This is a genomic window from Kineosporia sp. R_H_3 (assembly GCF_002198675.1).
Taxonomy (GTDB): Bacteria; Actinomycetota; Actinomycetes; order Actinomycetales; family Kineosporiaceae; genus R-H-3.
The window spans coordinates 1-16,239 of record NZ_MWLL01000103.1 but is presented as its reverse complement, the minus strand read 5'-3'; the positions used below and the strand labels follow the sequence as shown (position 1 = coordinate 16,239).

Here is a 16,239-nt window from a genome sequence, read left to right as displayed (position 1 = left end):
TGCCGGAGGGTGGTTCGTCATCCGGGGGCGAACGGGCGGGGCGTCGGGCGGGCCGCGCCACCGTTACTGCAGCCCAGCCGCCAGGTTCTCAGCCAGCGTCGTGAGCACGGCCTCGTCCCCGGAGCGCACGACCGTGCCCAGCGGCGGCCGCCGCCACAGGTCGCAGAGCAGGTCCGCCGCGGTGCCGCTCACCAGGGCGCCGGCCGGGCGGGCGGCCGCCGGGTCGCCGTCGGGGACGACCCGCAGGACCGGGGCGCCGGAGTACACGGTGCCGTCGGAGGGATCGGTGCCCGACCATGTCGCGAGCCCGACGAGCCAGGTGCGGCCGACGTCGGTGGCGTCGAGGCGCACGGTGGCGCCGTCGGACTCACGAGCGAGCGTGCCCCACTCCGGGAGGCCGCCGTACATGACGTGCAGGACCTCGTCGACGCCGTCCGCGGCGAGCACGGGGTCGACCGCGGTGCGCCGCCCGGCGACGAGCTCGGCGTCCACCCGGTGGACGAGCGCCTCCTGCGCCTGGCGGCGCCGGACGAACCCGACGGTCCGGTCCGCGGCCCAGGTCCACACCGGCGCCGACGGCGGCGCTGCGGCGAGCACGCGGGCGAGCCGCTCCCCCGCGGCCCGGTAGACCTCGGCGAGACCCGCCCGGTCGGCCGGGCGCTGCGGGCGTTCGTAGCCCTCGGGACTGCTCGCGGCCCGCTCGACGAGGTCGCCCCAGAAGTGCTGGACGCACGCGAGGTGCCAGAGCAGGTCGTCCGCGGACCAGTCGGGGCACGTCGGGACGGTCGCCGCCGGGTCGGCCGCGAGCACCGCGTCGAGGAAGCGCGCGGACTCGCGCCGGACGTGCTCGACGTAGTCGCTGCCGTCACCGGGGCCGCTCGGGTCGGTCGTCATGCGCAGGACCGTAGCCGCGCCCACCGACGACGCAGCCCGGCCCGCACGGGGCCGGCGACGGGTCAGACCGTGGCGCCGGTGACGTCGTGCAGGTGGTGCACGGGGTCGTGGACGAAGTACCGCGCGAACGTCTCGACGGTGAACGCGGCGCCGTCCGAGCGCCGTCCGGTGCGCTGCCAGGCGTCGGCCGGCACGGCCTCGAAGTCGGCGGCGATCCACTCGGCGGCACCGGTGAGCTCGCCGAGGACGACGACCGGGTTGGCGAGGTCGTAGCGCTCGGCGACGGCCGTCGCGTCCTGGTCCCAGTTCTCGAAGAGCGGGTCGTCCTCGTCGAGCATGAGCCGCAGACGCTTGTCGAAGAGCCGGAAGACGTCGCGGACGTGGCAGGCGTACTCCAGGGGCGACCAGACGCCCTCGGCGGGCCGCTCGGCGGCCCCGTCGGCGAGCAGCACGGCGCGCCAGGCGGTGGCGTTCTCGCGGACCAGCCGTGGGACGTCGGTGACGTCCAGCGCGCCGGCGTCGAGGCCGCACTCCGGGCAGGGCTGGTCGAGGACCCAGGTCCAGTCCTTGGTGTCCGGGGTCACCGCGGGCGGCGGTGAGTCGATGGGCGCCATGCGCGGAGGGTCCCAGCCACGGCGGGGCGAGGCAAGGACGCGCGCCGCGATGATCACCGACCGGGTCATCACCGGTGTGTCGTGGATCACATTTTCTTCACCAATGAACATTGGCATGGTTCTCGCGGGTGATGACGTTGATCGTCGGCCCGACGACCCGGCACGAGCCCGGACGCAGCGCCACCACGGATGCAGTGCGAAGGAGCACACATGGACGACGCGGGTCGACAGGCCGGGCGGGGCCGGCTCGGGCGCACCTGGGCCCGGCGTGCCGGCACCCGGCGCACCGCGGCGGGCCTCGCGGTCGCCGCGCTCGCCGCCGGCGGCACCACCGCGGTCGCCTCCCCCGCCGCCGCGGCGACCGCGGCGACGACCTGCTCCGCGACGGCCGCCCAGGTCTACGCGCCACCGTCCGGCCCGCTGACCCTGGCCCCCGGCACCGTGCTCGCCTGCCGCAAGGTCCCCGACGGGACGACGTCCTGGCGCTCCGTCACGAGCTACCAGGTCCGCTACGTGACCACCGACCGCACGGGCGCGCGGATCCCGACGACCGGCATCCTCATGGTCCCGCGGACCGTGTGGGGCCCCGGCGCGCTGCCCGTCGTCGCCTACTCCTCGACGACCGTCGGTCTCGGGACTCAGTGCGCGGCGTCCAGGCAGTTCACCGGCGGTCTCCTCGGCGGGTACGTCGACGACATCGAGATCACCGCGGTGAGCGACCTGCTCAACGACGGGGCGATCGTCGCGCTCTCGGACGGCGTCGGCTACCTCGAGGGCCGGACCCACACGTACGTCACGGGTGTCAACAACGGCCACGCCCAGCTCGACATGGCCCGCGCGGCGAGCCGGGTGCCGGGGGCCGGGGTGGCGAAGGCCCCGCGGGTCGCGCTCGCCGGCTACTCCGAGGGCGGCCACTCGACGCTGTGGGCCGCCCAGCTCGCCCGGGGCTACGCGCCGGAGCTGGACATCCGGGGCGCCGCGGCCGGCGCCGCCCCCGTCGACCTCAAGGCCACTGCGACGAACCTCAACGGCGGGCTCTACGCGGGCTTCCTCGCCGACTCCGTCGTCGGCCTCTCGACCGCCTACCCGTCGATGCCGTTCCGCTCGCTGCTCAACCCGGCGGGTGTCGAGGCCACCGACGACGTCCGGACGCAGTGCCTGGTCGGCACCCTCGCCACGTGGGCCTTCCGCAGGATCGAGACCTACAGCACCGACCACCTCACCCTCGAGCAGATCTACGCGATCAAGGGCCCGGACGGCACGTGGGGCCAGGTCATCGACGCCCAGAAGGTCGGCGTCGGGGTCGGCCGGCCGGGCTCCGGTGCGAAGTACGAGATCGGCTTCCCGGTCCTCGACTACTGGGGCTCGATCGACGACGTCATCCCACCGGCGAGCCAGGCCGCGGGCGCGAAGCGGCTGTGCGCGGCGGGGATCGCCGTCCGGCGCAAGGAGTACGCGCTCGGCGTGCACGCGACGACGATCGTCGCCGCGAGCAGCGACGTCCGCAGCTGGCTCGGCGCGCGGCTCAACGGCCTCCCGGACGCCGGCAACTGCTGACACGGCAGCCGGACGGCACGCCACCACGAGACCGGGAGCCCGGTCGGTCGCCCGGGCGGGGGGACCGGCCGGGCTTCCTCACGCCCGGCGCCCGCACCCCGGGCGTCAGCCGCCGAGCACCCGGTCGATCGACTCCCGGACACGGTCCATGTCCTCGCGGTACTTGCACACCGCGCCGAGGGTCGCCGCGGCGGTCTCGACGTCCAGCTCGCGGCGGCCGAGCTCGAGCAGGCAGCGGGCCCAGTCGAGGCTCTCGGCGACACCCGGCGGCTTGAGCAGGTCGGCCCCGATCTGGCCGGCGGCGCCGTCACGCATCCGCTGGACCGCGCTCGCGACCTGGACGGCGAGCCGCTCGGGCACCTGCGGCAGCCGGGTCCGGATGATCTCGATCTCCCGTGCCAGGCCCGGGTGGTCGACCCAGTGGTAGAGGCAGCGCCGCTTGAGCGCGTCGTGCACCTCGCGCGTGCGGTTCGAGGTGAGGACGACGAGCGGCGGCGTCTTCGCGGTGATCGTGCCGAGCTCGGGGATCGTCACCGCGTTCGTCGAGAGCACCTCGAGGAGGAAGGCCTCGAACTCGTCGTCCGCGCGGTCGACCTCGTCGACGAGCAGGACGGCGTTCGGGCTGCGCAGCGCCTTGAGAATCGGCCGGGCGAGGAGGAACCGCTCGTCGAACAGCGAGTGCTCGACGCTCTCGACGTCGAGCCGCTCCTCCGCCACCCGGGTCGCCTCGACCGCGCGCAGGTGGAGCACCTGGCGCGGGAAGTCCCAGTCGTAGAGCGCCTGCGAGGCGTCGATCCCCTCGTAGCACTGCAGGCGCACGAGCTCGGCGCCCAGGCTCACGGCGAGCGCCTCGGCGAGGGCCGTCTTGCCGGTGCCGGGCTCGCCCTCGAGCATGAGCGGCCGGTCCATCGACAGCGCCAGCCAGGCCACGGTCGCCAGCCCCGGGTCGGCGAGGTAGCCGGTCGTCGCGAGCCGCGCCGCGAGGTCGGCCGGCGACGCCGGGCGGTCGGGACTGTGCTCGTGGACGGCCGCGTCGGCGGCCCCGGTCACCTCGGCGTGCACCATGCGCCCAGCATGGCCCATCGCGACGCCGGTCAGCGAGGGGAGCCCCCCGACCGGGCCCGGGCGGCCCGGCCGGGCCACGGGCCGGGAGTGGCAGAGTGGGCCCCGTGACCGACCACGTGCTGCGCGCCGGCGACGCGGCGCTGTCCCTGAGCCCGGCCAACGGCGGGCGGATCTCCTCGCTCGTCGTCGGCGGCGGGACCGGCCCGGCCGTCGAGGTCGTCGGCCGCGGCGGCCCCGGCCTCGTCGGCTGGGGCTGCTACGCGATGGCCCCGTGGGCGGGCCGGGTGCGGCGCGGCGTCCTGGAGTGGGACGGCGAGCGGCACCAGCTGCCGCTCCTCATGCCGCCGCACGCGATCCACGGGGTGACCCTCGACCGGGCGTGGGAGGTCGTCGCCGCGGACGCGACCTCGCTGACCCTGCGCTGCGGCTTCGACAGCCGCTGGCCGTGGGCCGGGCACGCCGTCCAGCACGTGGCGCTGCGCGCCGACGGCGGCGGCCTGACCGCCCGCATCGAGATCCGCTCCGAGCGCGACCCGTTCCCGGCGTGGACCGGGTTCCACCCCTGGTTCGCCCGGCACCTCGCGTGCGGCGACCCGGTCGCCATCGACCTGCCCGTCGGCGGGATGGTCCGGCGGGACGCCGAGGGGATGCCGACGGACGACGTGCTGCCGGTGCCGCCGGGCCCGTGGGACGACGTCTTCGTCGACGTCGCGTGGCCGGTGACGCTCACGTGGCCCGGCGCGCTCGCTCTCGAGGTCAGTTCGGACGCCGCGTACGCCGTCGTCTTCACCGAGCGCGAGGCGGCCGTCTGCGTCGAGCCGCAGTCCGCCCCGCCGAACGCCGCCGAGCTCGGCCGCGCCGCGACGGTGACGCCCGACGCACCGCTCGTGCTGACGATGGACTGGAGCTGGCGGCGACTCTGACGGCGGCGGAGCCGACGTTCACGCCTCCCGCTGCCAGGTCCCGGCCCCGAGGTCGACGGCGAGCAGGTCCGGCTGGCGCAGCGTCGACCAGAACTCCGCGGCGTCCGCGGCGGCGACGACCCCCCGGGCGACCAGCCAGCACGTGATCGCCATGCCGTGGCTCGCGACGACGACCCCCGGACCGCTCCCGTCCGCTGCGGCGAGCGCCGCGGCGACCCCGGCGTCGAACCGGGCCGCGACGTCCGCCTGCGGCTCCCAGCCCGGGTGCGGCGTGCCGGCGACGTACGCCTGCCGCTCGGCGCGCCAGCCGCCGGCCCAGGTGTCGGGCGGGCGACGCACCTCGCCGAACCGCGGGTCGTGGACGACGGGCCGCGGCACGGGCCCGGCGGCGGCCGGCTCGAGGGTCTGCCAGGCCTTCGGCTCCGGGCTCGAGAAGAGCAGGGCGCCCACGGGCAGCGCCGGCGCGAGCGCCGCGGCGAGGGCCCGGCCCTCTGGCGTGAGCGGCCAGGACGGCGCGGGCGCGTCGGGGGTGGCGGCGGGCGGCGCGTGCCGGACGAGACGGATCACCGGTCCAGCCTGGCATCCCGCGGCCGGTCACCGTCGCACCCGGGGCCCGGCGTGGACCCGGCGCCGGGGACGGCCCCGAGGACGGCGTGGACGACGTCGCCGTCCGCGCCCGGCGCGGGCGGCAGGGGCGCCGCGGCCGCCGCCCGGGACCCCAGGTCCGCGAGCCCGACCCGTTGCGAGACATAGGCGTCCAGCGCCCGCCGCCGGCGGTCCGCGGCCGCCGGGCCGACGTCCGCGTCGGTGGTGACATCCGGCGGCCCGAGCCGGACGCCGGTCCGCGCGAGCGCCGCGAGCCGCTGCCGGACGGGCGCCCACGCCCGGTAGGGCGCGTCGACGTGGACGGCCCACGGGGCGGGGCCCGCGCCCCCGGTGCGCAGGACGCGCAGCCAGGCGGCCGCCGTCCAGCGGTGGTCCCGGTGGAAGAGCCCGAGCGGCACGAGCACCCGCGCGGCCCGGACCTCGGCGACGACCCGGGCGAGCGCCGCCGCGACGTCGTCGACGGCCGGCGGCGGCCCGTACTGCGCGTCGACGAACCCCAGGCGGACCGGCCGGGCGGCCAGGACGGCGAGCGCCGCGTCGTCCTCGGCGTGCCGGGCACCCACGACGTCGTCCCCGGGCGCGAAACCGCAGCGCACGTCCCAGGCCGTCTCCCCCGGCCGCGCGGGCGCGTCCGGACCGGGCCGGCCCGCGAAGACGGTGCAGACGACCGATCCCGGCGCCGCGGCGAGCAACCGGCCGCACGACAGCACCGCGTCGTCGAGGTGGGCGCCGACGACGAGCAGCGGCACGGCGTCGCCGGTCATGCGCCGGCCTTCATGCGCCGTCCGCGGGGGCCCGCAGCCCGGCCGGCAGCGCGAGCCCGCGCAGGTGCCCGGAGAACCCCTCCGGGGCGCGGCCGCGCGCGCGGGCCGAGGTCCGGACCGCCGCGTGCCCGGTGGCGACGACGTGGGCACCACCCGCGACGAGCGCGTCGACGAGCACGACGTCCTCGTGGCAGGCGAGAGCGGGGAACCCGCCCGCAGCGAGGTACGCCGAGCCGCGGACGCCGAGGTTCGCGCCGTGCACGTGCGCGTGCACGTCGCCGCCCCGGTACCCGGCGGCGTAGCCGGCCCGGTAGGCGGCCGCGACCCCGGCCGGCCAGCCCGCCCAGCCGGTCACGGCGACGGTGCCCCGGACGGCGTCCGCGCCGCGGTCGGCGAGCCGCGCGTGGTGGGTCAGCCAGTCGAACGGGACGGCGCTGTCGGCGTCGGTGCACGCGAGCCAGACCTCGTCCGGCGGGACGGCGGCACGGCCGGCGAGGTCGAGGGCCCGCGCGCAACCGGCGGCCCGCGCGGCCCCGACGCGGCGCCAGTCGCCGCGGACGACGACCACCCCGGGGCGCCCGGCGCACAACGCCTGCGAGCCGTCCGTGCACGCGTCGAGGACGACGACCACCCCGGCGGCGATCCCGGCCGCCCGGGCCGTCGTGACCGCACGGTCGAGGGCGTCGAGGCAGCGGCCGAGCCGCTCGGCCTCGTCGTGCGCGGGGACCACTGCCCACATCTGCCGGAGGGGCCCGGTCACGCCACCGCCCCGGGCACACCGGTCCGGACGGCGACCGACAGGCCGCGGCTGCCGGCCGGCGCCCTGAGCAGGACGTCGAGCCGCAGGTCGTCCTCGACGAGCGCGCTGACGAGCGCGAGGTCGGGCCGCTCCCGCAGGACCGCGTGGACGGCGTCCCCGGACGTCACGTGGTCCGGGGCCGGGTGCCGCCAGTGCACGGCCGCGAGCGTGCCGCCCGGGGCGAGGCCGGCCACGGCCACGTCGAGCAGCGCGGACCAGCCGGCCGCGTCGGTGTAGTAGCCGACCTCGGACAGGACCGCGAGGTCGTACCCGCCGGCCGGCCACTCCTGCGGGACGACCCCGGTGCGGACCTCGACACCCGGCAGTCCCCGGGTCGCGGCCCGGGCGGCGTCCGCGGCGACGGTGCTGCGCTCGACGGCGACGACCTCGTCGCAGCGGGCGGCGAGCGCGACGGTGAGGGCACCGGACCCGCAGCCCGGCTCGACCGCACGCCGGTAGCGCGGCTCGGGCAGGGCCGCGAGGAGCAGGCCGCGCTTGCGGACCTCGTACCAGCGGCCGGCGGGCCACGGATCGGGACCGGCCGCGTAGACGGCCTCGAAGTACTCCGGGGGCGTCGCGCTCACGACGCCGGCCCGGTCGCACCGTCGGCGAGGAGGGTCCCGAGCACCTCGAGGTCCCGCTCGGCGTGGCTCTGGCGCAGGTAGACCGTGAGGTCCTCGACCCGGCGGGCGTGCCCTGCGTCCAGGCACAGCGGCGCGGCCCCGAGGGCCCGGCCCACCCGGTCGAGCACCGTCGTCGCTGCCTGCTCGACGACGGCCCGCGCACGCCGCGCGACGACCTCGGCCGTGGCCCGGTCGTGCGGGGCGGCGTCGACGTCGGCCGCCGCCGCCGCGAGCACCGCGCCCGCCGCGTGCACCGCCGCGGCCGCGGCCCCGAGGTGCGCCAGGCCGTGCGGGTCGAGCCGCCCGGACGCCGCCCGGGCCGCGAGCGGCGCGAGGACGGCGTCCGCCCCGCCGAGCCAGCACGCCGCGACCCCGACACCGCCGTGCCAGAAGCCCGCCCGGTCGAGGTAGGCGCGTGGCCCGCCGACGGGCACCGCGGGCGCCTCGTCGAGGTCCACGGACCAGGTCTGCGTCTGCACCATCCCGGCCGCGGCCCAGCCGCCGGGCACCGGGCGGGTCCGGTCGCGGTCGGCGAGCGGGACGGCGAACATCCGCCGGCCGTCGTCGGCGTTCGCCGTGACGAGCGCGTGCGTCGACGCGACCGCGCCCGAGCACCACGGCTTGCGTCCGCGCAGCGTCCAGCCCTCCGGGCCGGGGGTCGCGGTGACGCCCGGCCCCGGCGGCTCGGCGGCCCAGACCGCCCAGACCTGCCCCGGCAGCACCTCGCTGCCCCCGAGCTCCGCGAGGATCGCCGCTGCGTCGAGGTGCGCCTCGACGAGCCGGCCGGCGGCGACGTCCCAGCGGGCCAGCGCGCGCAGCAGCGCCCAGCGCGCGGCGGTGCGCCCCGAGGCGGGCAGCGGGACGTCGGCGAGCTCCGGCCGGGCGAGGACGGCCCGGACCGCGGCGGCGACCTCGGCGGGGTCGCGCCCCGGCGGGTCACCGAGCCCGGCCGTGAGCCCGGCGGGGCCGGACGCAGGGGCAGGCGGGACGTCGGCGAGGACGTCGGCAGGAACATCTGCAGGCACATCTGCAGGGACGTCTGCACGCAGGCTCATACCGGCATGTAATGCGCATTCCGCGGAGCACGCCTTTCCGGACGGCGCGGCCGTTGCGGCAGACCCGCAGTCCTGGCGGCTGTCAGCGCGCTCGCACCGCGCTCCCAGCGGTCTCCCAGGCAGCAGGCGTTGCGTCGGGCCCGAACCACCGAGGGTCCGAGGAGGCGCCATGCCCGTCGTCGAGAAGCCTGTGCCCGCCCGCACCGCCCACCCCGGTCCCGGGCCCGGGCGGGCGGCCGCACCCGCACGCACGGACGTGGCCGCCGACCTGCGCTGGCGGGTGGTCCTCGCCGACGACCACTCGATGGTCCGGGTCGGCCTGCGGGCGCTGCTCGAGGGCGACCCGCGCTGCGCGGTCGTCGGGGAGGCCGCGTCGGCGGCGGCCCTGCGGGCCCTCGTGGCGACCCAGGTCCCCGACCTCGTCGTCCTCGACCTCACGCTCGGCCGGGACAACGGCCTGGACTGCCTGCCGGACCTGCTCGCCGCGCCGGCGGCGCCGCGGGTCGTCGTCCTCACGATGCACGACGACCCTGCCGTGGCCCGCGCGGCGCTGCACGCGGGCGCCCAGGGCTACGTGCTCAAGGAGGCCGCGCCCGAGGAGCTCCTGCGGGCCGTCGAGACGGTGATGTCCGGGCGGACGTACCTGCTCCCCGAGCTCGGCGCCCGGATCGCCGGCGCCCGCCCGTCGGCCGCCGACCGGCTCAGCCCGCGCGAGCGCGACGTCCTGCGGCTGCTCGCGGCGGGGCACACGAACGGCGAGATCGCCGCCGAGCTCTACGTCAGCCTGCGGACCGTCGAGGCGCACCGGGCGAGCCTGCGGACCCGGCTCGACGCCCCGACCCGGGCCGGGCTCGTCGACGCCGCGCACCGGCTCGGCCTCGCATGACCCGGGACCCCCGGCGCGCCCTCGCGCGCGTCGGCGTCGCACTGCTGGGCCTCGCCGCCGCGACGGAGCTCGCCGACACCGCGCCCCGGGCGCAGACCTGGGTCGGCGCCGCGGCCGGCGCGGCGCTGCTGCTCGCGGTGGTCGCCCCCGCGCGGGACGACGGCCCGGACGGGCTCGCCCGCCGGGCCCGGCTGCTCGTCGGCGCCGGGGCCGCCGCGCTGCTCAGCGTCGTCGGGCTCTGGCAGGCCACCGAGCGGGCCGAGCCGCGGGTGCTGCTCCTGCTGGGGCCGGCCCTGCTCCTGCTGCTCACGGCCGGGCTCGCCCTGCGCGAGGCGGGCCGGGCCGCCGACGGGCTGCGGACGGCCCGGCTGCGCGCCCGGCTCGAGGGCGAGGAGGCCGAGCGGCGGCGCTGGGCCCGCGAGCTGCACGACGAGACGCTCCAGGACCTCGCCGCCGTCGAGGTCACCCTCGGCCGGCTCGAGCAGCGCTGCCTGCGCGCCGACGCCGGCCCGGGCGCCGCGGCGCTCGCCGAGGACCTCGCCGACGTGCGGGGCGCCGTCCGGGACCGGATCGGGGCCCTGCGGCACCTCATCACCCAGATGCGGCCGCTGGCGCTCGACCTGCTCGGGCCGGGCCCGGCGCTCGAGGACCTCGTGCGGCGGGCGGCCGAGGTCGGCGACCTCACCGGCCGGTGCGACGTCCGGGAGCTGCCCGCACTGCGCCCGGAGGCCGCGCTCGGGGTCTACCGGGTCGTCCAGGAGGCCGTGACGAACGCCGTCCGGCACAGCGGCGGGACCGCCGTCGCGGTGCGGGCGCAGGTCCGCGGGCGGCGGCTGCACGTGCTCGTCACGGACGACGGTTCGGGCACCCCGGCGGGCGTCACCGGAGGCGTCACCGGGGAGCTCGCCGCAGGCGCCGGGACGGCGGACTGCCACGACGGGTCGGGCCTCGGCGTCCCGGGGATGACCGAACGGGCCCGCGCGCTCGGCGGCCGGGTGACATGGACGCCCGCTCCCGGCGGCGGCACCGTCGTCGACCTCGACCTCCCGCTCGCGGACGTCGGCGTGCCCGCGGGAGCCGGCCGGGACCGTCAGCCGGCGGGCGTCCTCGCCAGGTAGGCCGCGGGGTCGGCGATGACGGTGCGGACGACGGACAGCGCCGCGCCGCGGACGGCCGCCTCGCCGCCGAGCCCGGAGACGAGGACGCGCGGCGGCTCCCAGGGCGCGGCGAGCACCCGGCGCGCGAGCTCGCGCTCGACCGGGCCGCGCAACCACGGCGACAGCGGCGCGTAGATCCCGCCGAGGACGACCGTGCCGACGTCGACGAGGTTGAGGATCGCCGAGATCCCCCGCCCCAGAACGGTTCCCGCCGCCTCCACCGCCTCCACGGCGTCCGGCCGGCCGGCCGCGGCCCGGGCGACGAGCTCGCCGAGCGGGCCCTCCGGACGGCCGATCGCCGTCCCCGGCTCGCTCGCGAGCCCGGCCCGGCGCAGGATCGCCTCCTGGCCGGCGAGCCGTTCCAGGCAGCCGCTCGAGCCGCAGGCGCAGTCCGGGCCGTCGGCGACCGTGAGGTGGCCGATCTCGCCGCTGAAGCCGCGCCGGCCGGTGAGCGGCCGGCCGTCGAGGACGAGCCCGGCCCCGACGCCGATCTCGCCGGAGACGTGGACGAAGGTGTCGAGCCGGCCGCCGGCCCCGTCGTCGTGCCCGCCGCACCACAGCTCGGCGAGGGCGCCGAGGTCGGCCTCGTTGCCCAGGCGCAGGTCCGGGTGCGCGCCGCCGGGCGACGCCGCGGTGAGCGCGGCACCGGCGAGCCGGCGCAGGTGCGCGAGGACGTCGACGTCCCGCCAGCCGAGGTTCGGGGCGAGCCGGAGCACCTGGTCGGCGGAGTCCACGAGGCCGGGAACGGCGACCGCGACCCCCGCGACCGGGACGCCCGCCTCGCGCGCGCCGTCCGCCGCCCGGCGCAGCAGCCCGGCGGCACGGGCCAGGACGGCCTCGACGTCGACGCCGCGCAGGTCGCCGGTGACGACCTCGCGGCCGACGACCGACCCGGCGAGCCCGACCGTGCACGTCGCGAGGTAGTCGACGTTGACCTCGAGCCCGATCCCGACCGGACCCCGCGCCCCGAGCCCGAGGGACTGCCCCGGCCGGCCGACGGCGCCGGCGTCGAGACCGCGCTCGTCGAGCAGCCGGGCCGCGACGAGGGTGTCGACGAGACTGGAGACCGTGGCCTTCGTCAGACCGGTCGCCGCCGCGATCCGGGCCCGGGTCGCCGGCCCGCGGTCGGCGACCTCCCCGAGCACGAGCGCGAGGTTGTGCTCGCGCAGCGACGTCTGCCGCGCGGGCGACGTGCGGGGGGCCGACATGGCGCCACCCTAGTTGGTTCACGTTCTGAATGAACACCTGTCTGCGATGACCGCTCGGCGCAGAACGGACAACGAGGGATTGCGGGCCGTCCGATCGGCAGGTATGTTCAACCACTGAACGAAACCCCCGACGGAGGAACCGATGACGCTGACCCCGACCCCGGACGACAAGTTCACCTTCGGCCTGTGGACCGTGGGCTGGGTGGCCCGCGACCCCTTCGGCGACGCGACCCGGGCGCCGCTCGACGCCGTCGAGGCCGTCCACCGCCTCGCCGACCTCGGCGCCTACGGCGTCACGTTCCACGACGACGACCTCGTGCCGTTCGGCTCCGACGCGGCCGAGCGCGACAAGCGGATCGAGGCCTTCAAGGCCGCGCTCGACGCGACCGGCATGAAGGCCCCCATGCTCACGACGAACCTGTTCACCCACCCGGTGTTCAAGGACGGCGGCTTCACGAGCAACCGGCGCGACGTGCGCCGCTTCGCGCTGCGCAAGGTCATGCGCAACCTCGACCTCGCCGCCGAGCTCGGTGCCGAGACGTACGTCTTCTGGGGCGGCCGCGAGGGCGCCGAGACCGACTCCGCGAAGGACGTGCGGGTCGCGCTCGACCGCTACCGCGAGGGTCTCGACACGCTCGCGACGTACGTCAAGGACAAGGGCTACAACCTCCGCTTCGCCCTGGAGCCCAAGCCGAACGAGCCGCGCGGCGACATCCTGCTGCCGACGATCGGGCACGCGCTGGCGTTCATCAACAGCCTCGAGAACTCCGAGATGGTCGGGCTCAACCCCGAGGTCGGGCACGAGCAGATGGCCGGGATGAACTTCGTCCACGGCATCGCGCAGGCCCTGTGGCACGACAAGCTCTTCCACATCGACCTCAACGGCCAGCACGGCCCGAAGTACGACCAGGACCTCGTCTTCGGTCACGGCGACCTGCTCTCGGCGTTCTTCCTCGTCGACCTGCTCGAGAACGGCGGCCCGGGGAACACCCCGGCGTACACCGGCCCGCGGCACTTCGACTACAAGCCGCTGCGCACCGAGGACTACGACGGCGTCTGGGCGTCGGCGGCGTCCAACATGCGCACCTACCTGCTCCTCAAGGAGCGCGCGAAGGCGTTCCGCGCCGACCCCGAGGTGCAGGCCGCCATCGAGGCCGCCCGGATCCCGGAGCTCGCGTCCCCGACGCTCGCGGCCGGCGAGACCTACGCCGACCTGCTCACGGACCGCTCCGCGTTCGAGGACTTCGACGCGGACGCCGTGGGCGCCAAGGGCATCGGCTACGTCCAGCTCGACCAGCTCGCCCTCGAGCACGTCCTCGGCGCCCGCTGACGCGGACGTCGCACCGACCGGTGGCACAGGCGCGGCCGGCGCCTGTGCCACCGTCTGCTCTCCCCACCGGCTCCCCGCCCGAACCGTCGGAAGGACACGAGTGATGGCGCTCGTCGCCGGGGTCGACTCCTCGACCCAGTCGTGCAAGGTCGTCGTCCGGGACGCCGCGACCGGCGCCCTCGTCCGGGAGGGCCGGGCGGCCCACCCCGACGGCACCGAGGTGCACCCGGACCACTGGCGCACCGCGCTCGCCGAGGCGGTCGCCGCGGCCGGCGGGCTCGACGACGTCGCGGCCGTCGCGGTCGGCGGTCAGCAGCACGGAATGGTCACCCTCGACGAGGCGGGCGAGGTCGTCCGCCCGGCCCTGCTGTGGAACGACACCCGCTCCGCGCCGCAGGCCGAGCGGCTCACCGCCGAGCACGGCGGGGCGAAGGTCTGGGCGGACGCCGTCGGGCTCGTCCCGGTCGCGTCGTTCACCGTGACCAAGCTCGCCTGGCTCGCCGAGAACGAGCCGGACGCCGCCGCCCGGGTCGCGGGCGTCTGCCTGCCGCACGACTGGCTCACGTGGCTGCTCCTCGGCGGCGGCCCGTCGAGCGGCACCGGCGGGTCGCTCGGCCTCGACGGCCTCGTCACCGACCGCGGCGACGCCTCCGGCACCGGTTACTTCTCGGCCGCGACGGGCGAGTACCGCCGCGACCTGCTCGCGGCGGCCCTCGGCCACGACGCCGCACTCCCCCGCGTACTCGGCCCGGCGCAGAGCGCCGGGACGACGGCCTGGGCGGGGCTGTCGACCGGGGCGGTCGTCGGCCCCGGTACCGGCGACAACATGGCCGCCGCGCTCGGCGTGGGCGCCCGCCCCGGTGACGTCATCGTCTCGGTCGGCACCTCGGGGGTCGTCTCCGCGGTCGCCGAGGTCCCGGCGTCCGACGAGACGGGGACCGTCGCCGGCTTCGCCGACGCGACCGGCCGCTACCTGCCGCTCGTCTGCACGCTCAACGCCGCCCGGGTGCTCGACGCGACCGCGAAGGTGCTGGGGGTCTCGCTCGACGAGCTGTCCGCACTGGCGCTCGCCGCGCCGTCCGGTGCCGGCGGCCTCGCGCTGGTGCCGTACCTCGAGGGCGAGCGGACGCCGAACCGGCCCGACGCGACCGGTGCCCTGCACGGCCTGCGCCTGGAGACCATGACCCCGGCGCACCTGGCCCGCGCGGCCGTGGAGGGGCTGCTCTGCGGCCTCGCCGACGGCCTCGACGCCCTCGAGGCGCAGGGCGCCCGGATCGAGCGGGTCCTCCTCGTCGGCGGCGGCGCCCGGTCCGCCGCGCTGCGCGCGATCGCCCCCGCCGTGCTCGGCCGGCCCGTCCTCGTGCCGCCGCCCGGCGAGTACGTCGCGGACGGCGCCGCCCGGCAGGCGGCCTGGGTGCTCGATGGCGGTGCCGAGCCGCCCGCCTGGGAGGTCACCGGCACCGCGACCTTCGAGGCCGACCCGGACCCGGCGGTCCGGGCCCGCTACGCACAGGTCCAGGAGATGACGGCGGCCCGGCCGTAGGTCAGACCGGGCGCACCGCGGCGACCGCGAGCCGCAGCACGTCGAGCCCGGGCCACGGCCGGTCGGGCACCGGCACGTCGACGGGTCCGGCGACGTACCCGCGCACGCCGACCCCGGCCCGGGCGGCGACCGCGAGCGCGTCGAGATGCTCCAGGAGGTCGGCGACCCGGTCCAGGTCGTCGGCGTCCTCGTGCGCGCCGGCGACCGTCGTGACGAGGAACGGCGGTGCCGCCGGGTGCTCGCGACGGATCCGGGCGAGCAGCTCGGGCAGCCCGCGCGGGGCGGCGCCCGCGTAGTGCACGCCGAGCCGGTCGAGCGGCTCGGGGCCGGCGAGGAGCGCACCGACCCGGCGTTCGTCGTCCGGGCCGCCGGAGAGCGCGACCGTCACCCCGAACCGGTGGTCGGCCGGCGCCTGGGCCCGCATGGCGGCGTGCCCGAGGCCGTGCGCGAGGAGCAGGTTCGCCTCGTGGTCGGCGGCCGGGCCGTCCGGGACCACGAGCGTCGTCCAGGTGACGACGCGGTCGGCGAGCAGGGCGTGCACGGTCGCGGCGTGGTCGACGAAGCGCAGGGCCGTCTCCCGGGACGCCCAGCCGCCGGCGTCCCGCAGCGGGACCGGTAGGGCGGCGTCGTCGGCGTGCAGCGTCGGCCAGGGGGTCACACCGAGCGCCAGCAGGTCGTCGACCCTGCGGTCGAGCCGGGCCAGGGCATCGGGGTCCGCAGCGTCCGCGGGGTCCGGCAGCACGCTCGCCCACGGCACGGGGAAGGCGAGGACGTCGACCCCGGCGCGCCCCAGCAGTGCGACCTCGTCGGCGGCACCCCCGCCGGCGGCCCGGCGCCCGGCCCGACCGGCCCGCCCCGGCGCGCGCCGCGCCGTGGGGTCGGCCGTGACGCCGATCGCCCAGGTGAAACCGTCGGCGAGACCGGACAGGTCCAGGCGCCCGACGGCATCGGCGACACGACGGTCGTCCTGCGTGCCCCCGGCCGCCGCCACAGCGTCGATCACGCCCTGAACCTAACCGTTCGGCGACGGACGGTGACCCGAGACGTCCGGACGTGGTCGCACGGTCACACGACGTGCCGACGGAATCCTCCGCCCACCCCCTTGCGCTGTGACTTTACAGAACCTACATTTCTGTAAACCTGCCAATGGTTGTCGGCGAGATCACATCTCCGGCCGCCTCCAGTCCGCCCGTCCGCCGTCCGCCCGCCCGCCGG

The 16,239-nt window shown here is 77.6% G+C and carries 16 protein-coding genes; 6 read left to right on the top strand and 10 right to left on the bottom strand.

What is annotated here, in order from left to right; translation table 11 throughout:
• Positions 1-63 precede the first annotated feature (63 nt).
• Both ECOMGDLI_RS09630 and ECOMGDLI_RS09625 read right to left on the bottom strand, forming a co-directional pair.
• Positions 64-894, bottom strand: a complete 831-nt coding sequence (locus tag ECOMGDLI_RS09630; protein WP_088316471.1) for a maleylpyruvate isomerase N-terminal domain-containing protein — start codon at positions 892-894, stop codon at positions 64-66.
• 62 nt (positions 895-956) lie between these two features.
• A complete protein-coding gene (locus ECOMGDLI_RS09625; RefSeq protein WP_088316511.1) occupies positions 957-1,508 on the bottom strand; it encodes a DinB family protein in 552 nt (183 codons plus the stop codon).
• Between the two features lie 210 nt (positions 1,509-1,718).
• Between ECOMGDLI_RS09625 and ECOMGDLI_RS09620 the strand changes: the two genes are divergently transcribed.
• The gene (locus ECOMGDLI_RS09620; RefSeq protein WP_088316469.1) at positions 1,719-3,065 is read left to right on the top strand and encodes a lipase family protein; all 1,347 of its coding nucleotides are present in this window, start codon (positions 1,719-1,721) and stop codon (positions 3,063-3,065) included.
• A gap of 105 nt (positions 3,066-3,170) precedes the next feature.
• On the opposite strand, the gene ECOMGDLI_RS09615 is transcribed toward ECOMGDLI_RS09620, so the two are convergent.
• Positions 3,171-4,130, bottom strand: coding sequence for a MoxR family ATPase (locus ECOMGDLI_RS09615; RefSeq protein ID WP_088316467.1), 960 nt, complete (start codon positions 4,128-4,130; stop codon positions 3,171-3,173).
• Positions 4,131-4,234: 104 nt separating this feature from the next.
• Between ECOMGDLI_RS09615 and ECOMGDLI_RS09610 the strand changes: the two genes are divergently transcribed.
• A complete protein-coding gene (locus ECOMGDLI_RS09610; RefSeq protein ID WP_143447610.1) occupies positions 4,235-5,053 on the top strand; it encodes an aldose 1-epimerase in 819 nt (272 codons plus the stop codon).
• An 18-nt stretch (positions 5,054-5,071) separates the two neighbouring features.
• On the opposite strand, the gene ECOMGDLI_RS09605 is transcribed toward ECOMGDLI_RS09610, so the two are convergent.
• From ECOMGDLI_RS09605 to ECOMGDLI_RS09585, 5 genes are read right to left on the bottom strand one after another with little or no spacing between them, the layout of a single operon-like run.
• A complete protein-coding gene (locus ECOMGDLI_RS09605; RefSeq protein ID WP_088316462.1) occupies positions 5,072-5,620 on the bottom strand; it encodes a histidine phosphatase family protein in 549 nt (182 codons plus the stop codon).
• Positions 5,617-6,423: a PIG-L family deacetylase gene (locus ECOMGDLI_RS09600; RefSeq protein WP_088316460.1), complete on the bottom strand. Its 807-nt coding sequence runs from the start codon at positions 6,421-6,423 to the stop codon at positions 5,617-5,619. Before ECOMGDLI_RS09600 ends, ECOMGDLI_RS09605 begins: the two co-directional genes overlap by 4 nt.
• A gap of 10 nt (positions 6,424-6,433) precedes the next feature.
• Entirely contained in the window at positions 6,434-7,183 is a 750-nt protein-coding gene (locus ECOMGDLI_RS09595; protein WP_198954729.1) for a glycosyltransferase family 2 protein, read from the bottom strand.
• Positions 7,180-7,806, bottom strand: a complete 627-nt coding sequence (locus ECOMGDLI_RS09590) for a bifunctional 2-polyprenyl-6-hydroxyphenol methylase/3-demethylubiquinol 3-O-methyltransferase UbiG (protein WP_088316458.1) — start codon at positions 7,804-7,806, stop codon at positions 7,180-7,182. The genes ECOMGDLI_RS09595 and ECOMGDLI_RS09590 overlap by 4 nt, the downstream gene beginning before the upstream one ends.
• The gene (locus tag ECOMGDLI_RS09585; protein ID WP_198954728.1) at positions 7,803-8,900 is read right to left on the bottom strand and encodes an acyl-CoA dehydrogenase; all 1,098 of its coding nucleotides are present in this window, start codon (positions 8,898-8,900) and stop codon (positions 7,803-7,805) included. The genes ECOMGDLI_RS09590 and ECOMGDLI_RS09585 overlap by 4 nt, the downstream gene beginning before the upstream one ends.
• A gap of 169 nt (positions 8,901-9,069) precedes the next feature.
• Here ECOMGDLI_RS09585 and ECOMGDLI_RS09580 point away from each other — a divergent pair, with 169 nt between their 5' ends.
• Positions 9,070-9,786, top strand: a complete 717-nt coding sequence (locus ECOMGDLI_RS09580) for a response regulator transcription factor (protein ID WP_088316456.1) — start codon at positions 9,070-9,072, stop codon at positions 9,784-9,786.
• Positions 9,783-10,904: a sensor histidine kinase gene (locus ECOMGDLI_RS09575; protein ID WP_088316454.1), complete on the top strand. Its 1,122-nt coding sequence runs from the start codon at positions 9,783-9,785 to the stop codon at positions 10,902-10,904. Before ECOMGDLI_RS09580 ends, ECOMGDLI_RS09575 begins: the two co-directional genes overlap by 4 nt.
• Here the strand turns inward: ECOMGDLI_RS09575 and ECOMGDLI_RS09570 are convergent.
• On the bottom strand, positions 10,877-12,151 hold the full coding sequence (locus tag ECOMGDLI_RS09570) for an ROK family protein (RefSeq protein WP_088316452.1): 1,275 nt from the start codon (positions 12,149-12,151) through the stop codon (positions 10,877-10,879). The two genes, ECOMGDLI_RS09575 and ECOMGDLI_RS09570, sit on opposite strands and share 28 nt — an antisense overlap.
• Before the next feature lie 142 nt (positions 12,152-12,293).
• Here ECOMGDLI_RS09570 and xylA point away from each other — a divergent pair, with 142 nt between their 5' ends.
• Positions 12,294-13,481 carry a xylose isomerase gene (xylA, locus tag ECOMGDLI_RS09565; protein WP_088290876.1) on the top strand — a complete coding sequence of 396 codons (1,188 nt, stop codon included), beginning with the start codon at positions 12,294-12,296 and terminating at the stop codon, positions 13,479-13,481.
• Positions 13,482-13,584: 103 nt separating this feature from the next.
• A complete protein-coding gene (xylB, locus tag ECOMGDLI_RS09560) occupies positions 13,585-15,024 on the top strand; it encodes a xylulokinase (protein WP_088316450.1) in 1,440 nt (479 codons plus the stop codon).
• Position 15,025: 1 nt separating this feature from the next.
• Here xylB and ECOMGDLI_RS09555 read toward each other — a convergent pair whose 3' ends face one another.
• Positions 15,026-16,027 carry a family 1 glycosylhydrolase gene (locus tag ECOMGDLI_RS09555; RefSeq protein ID WP_088316448.1) on the bottom strand — a complete coding sequence of 334 codons (1,002 nt, stop codon included), beginning with the start codon at positions 16,025-16,027 and terminating at the stop codon, positions 15,026-15,028.
• Between the last annotated feature and the right edge of the window lie 212 nt (positions 16,028-16,239).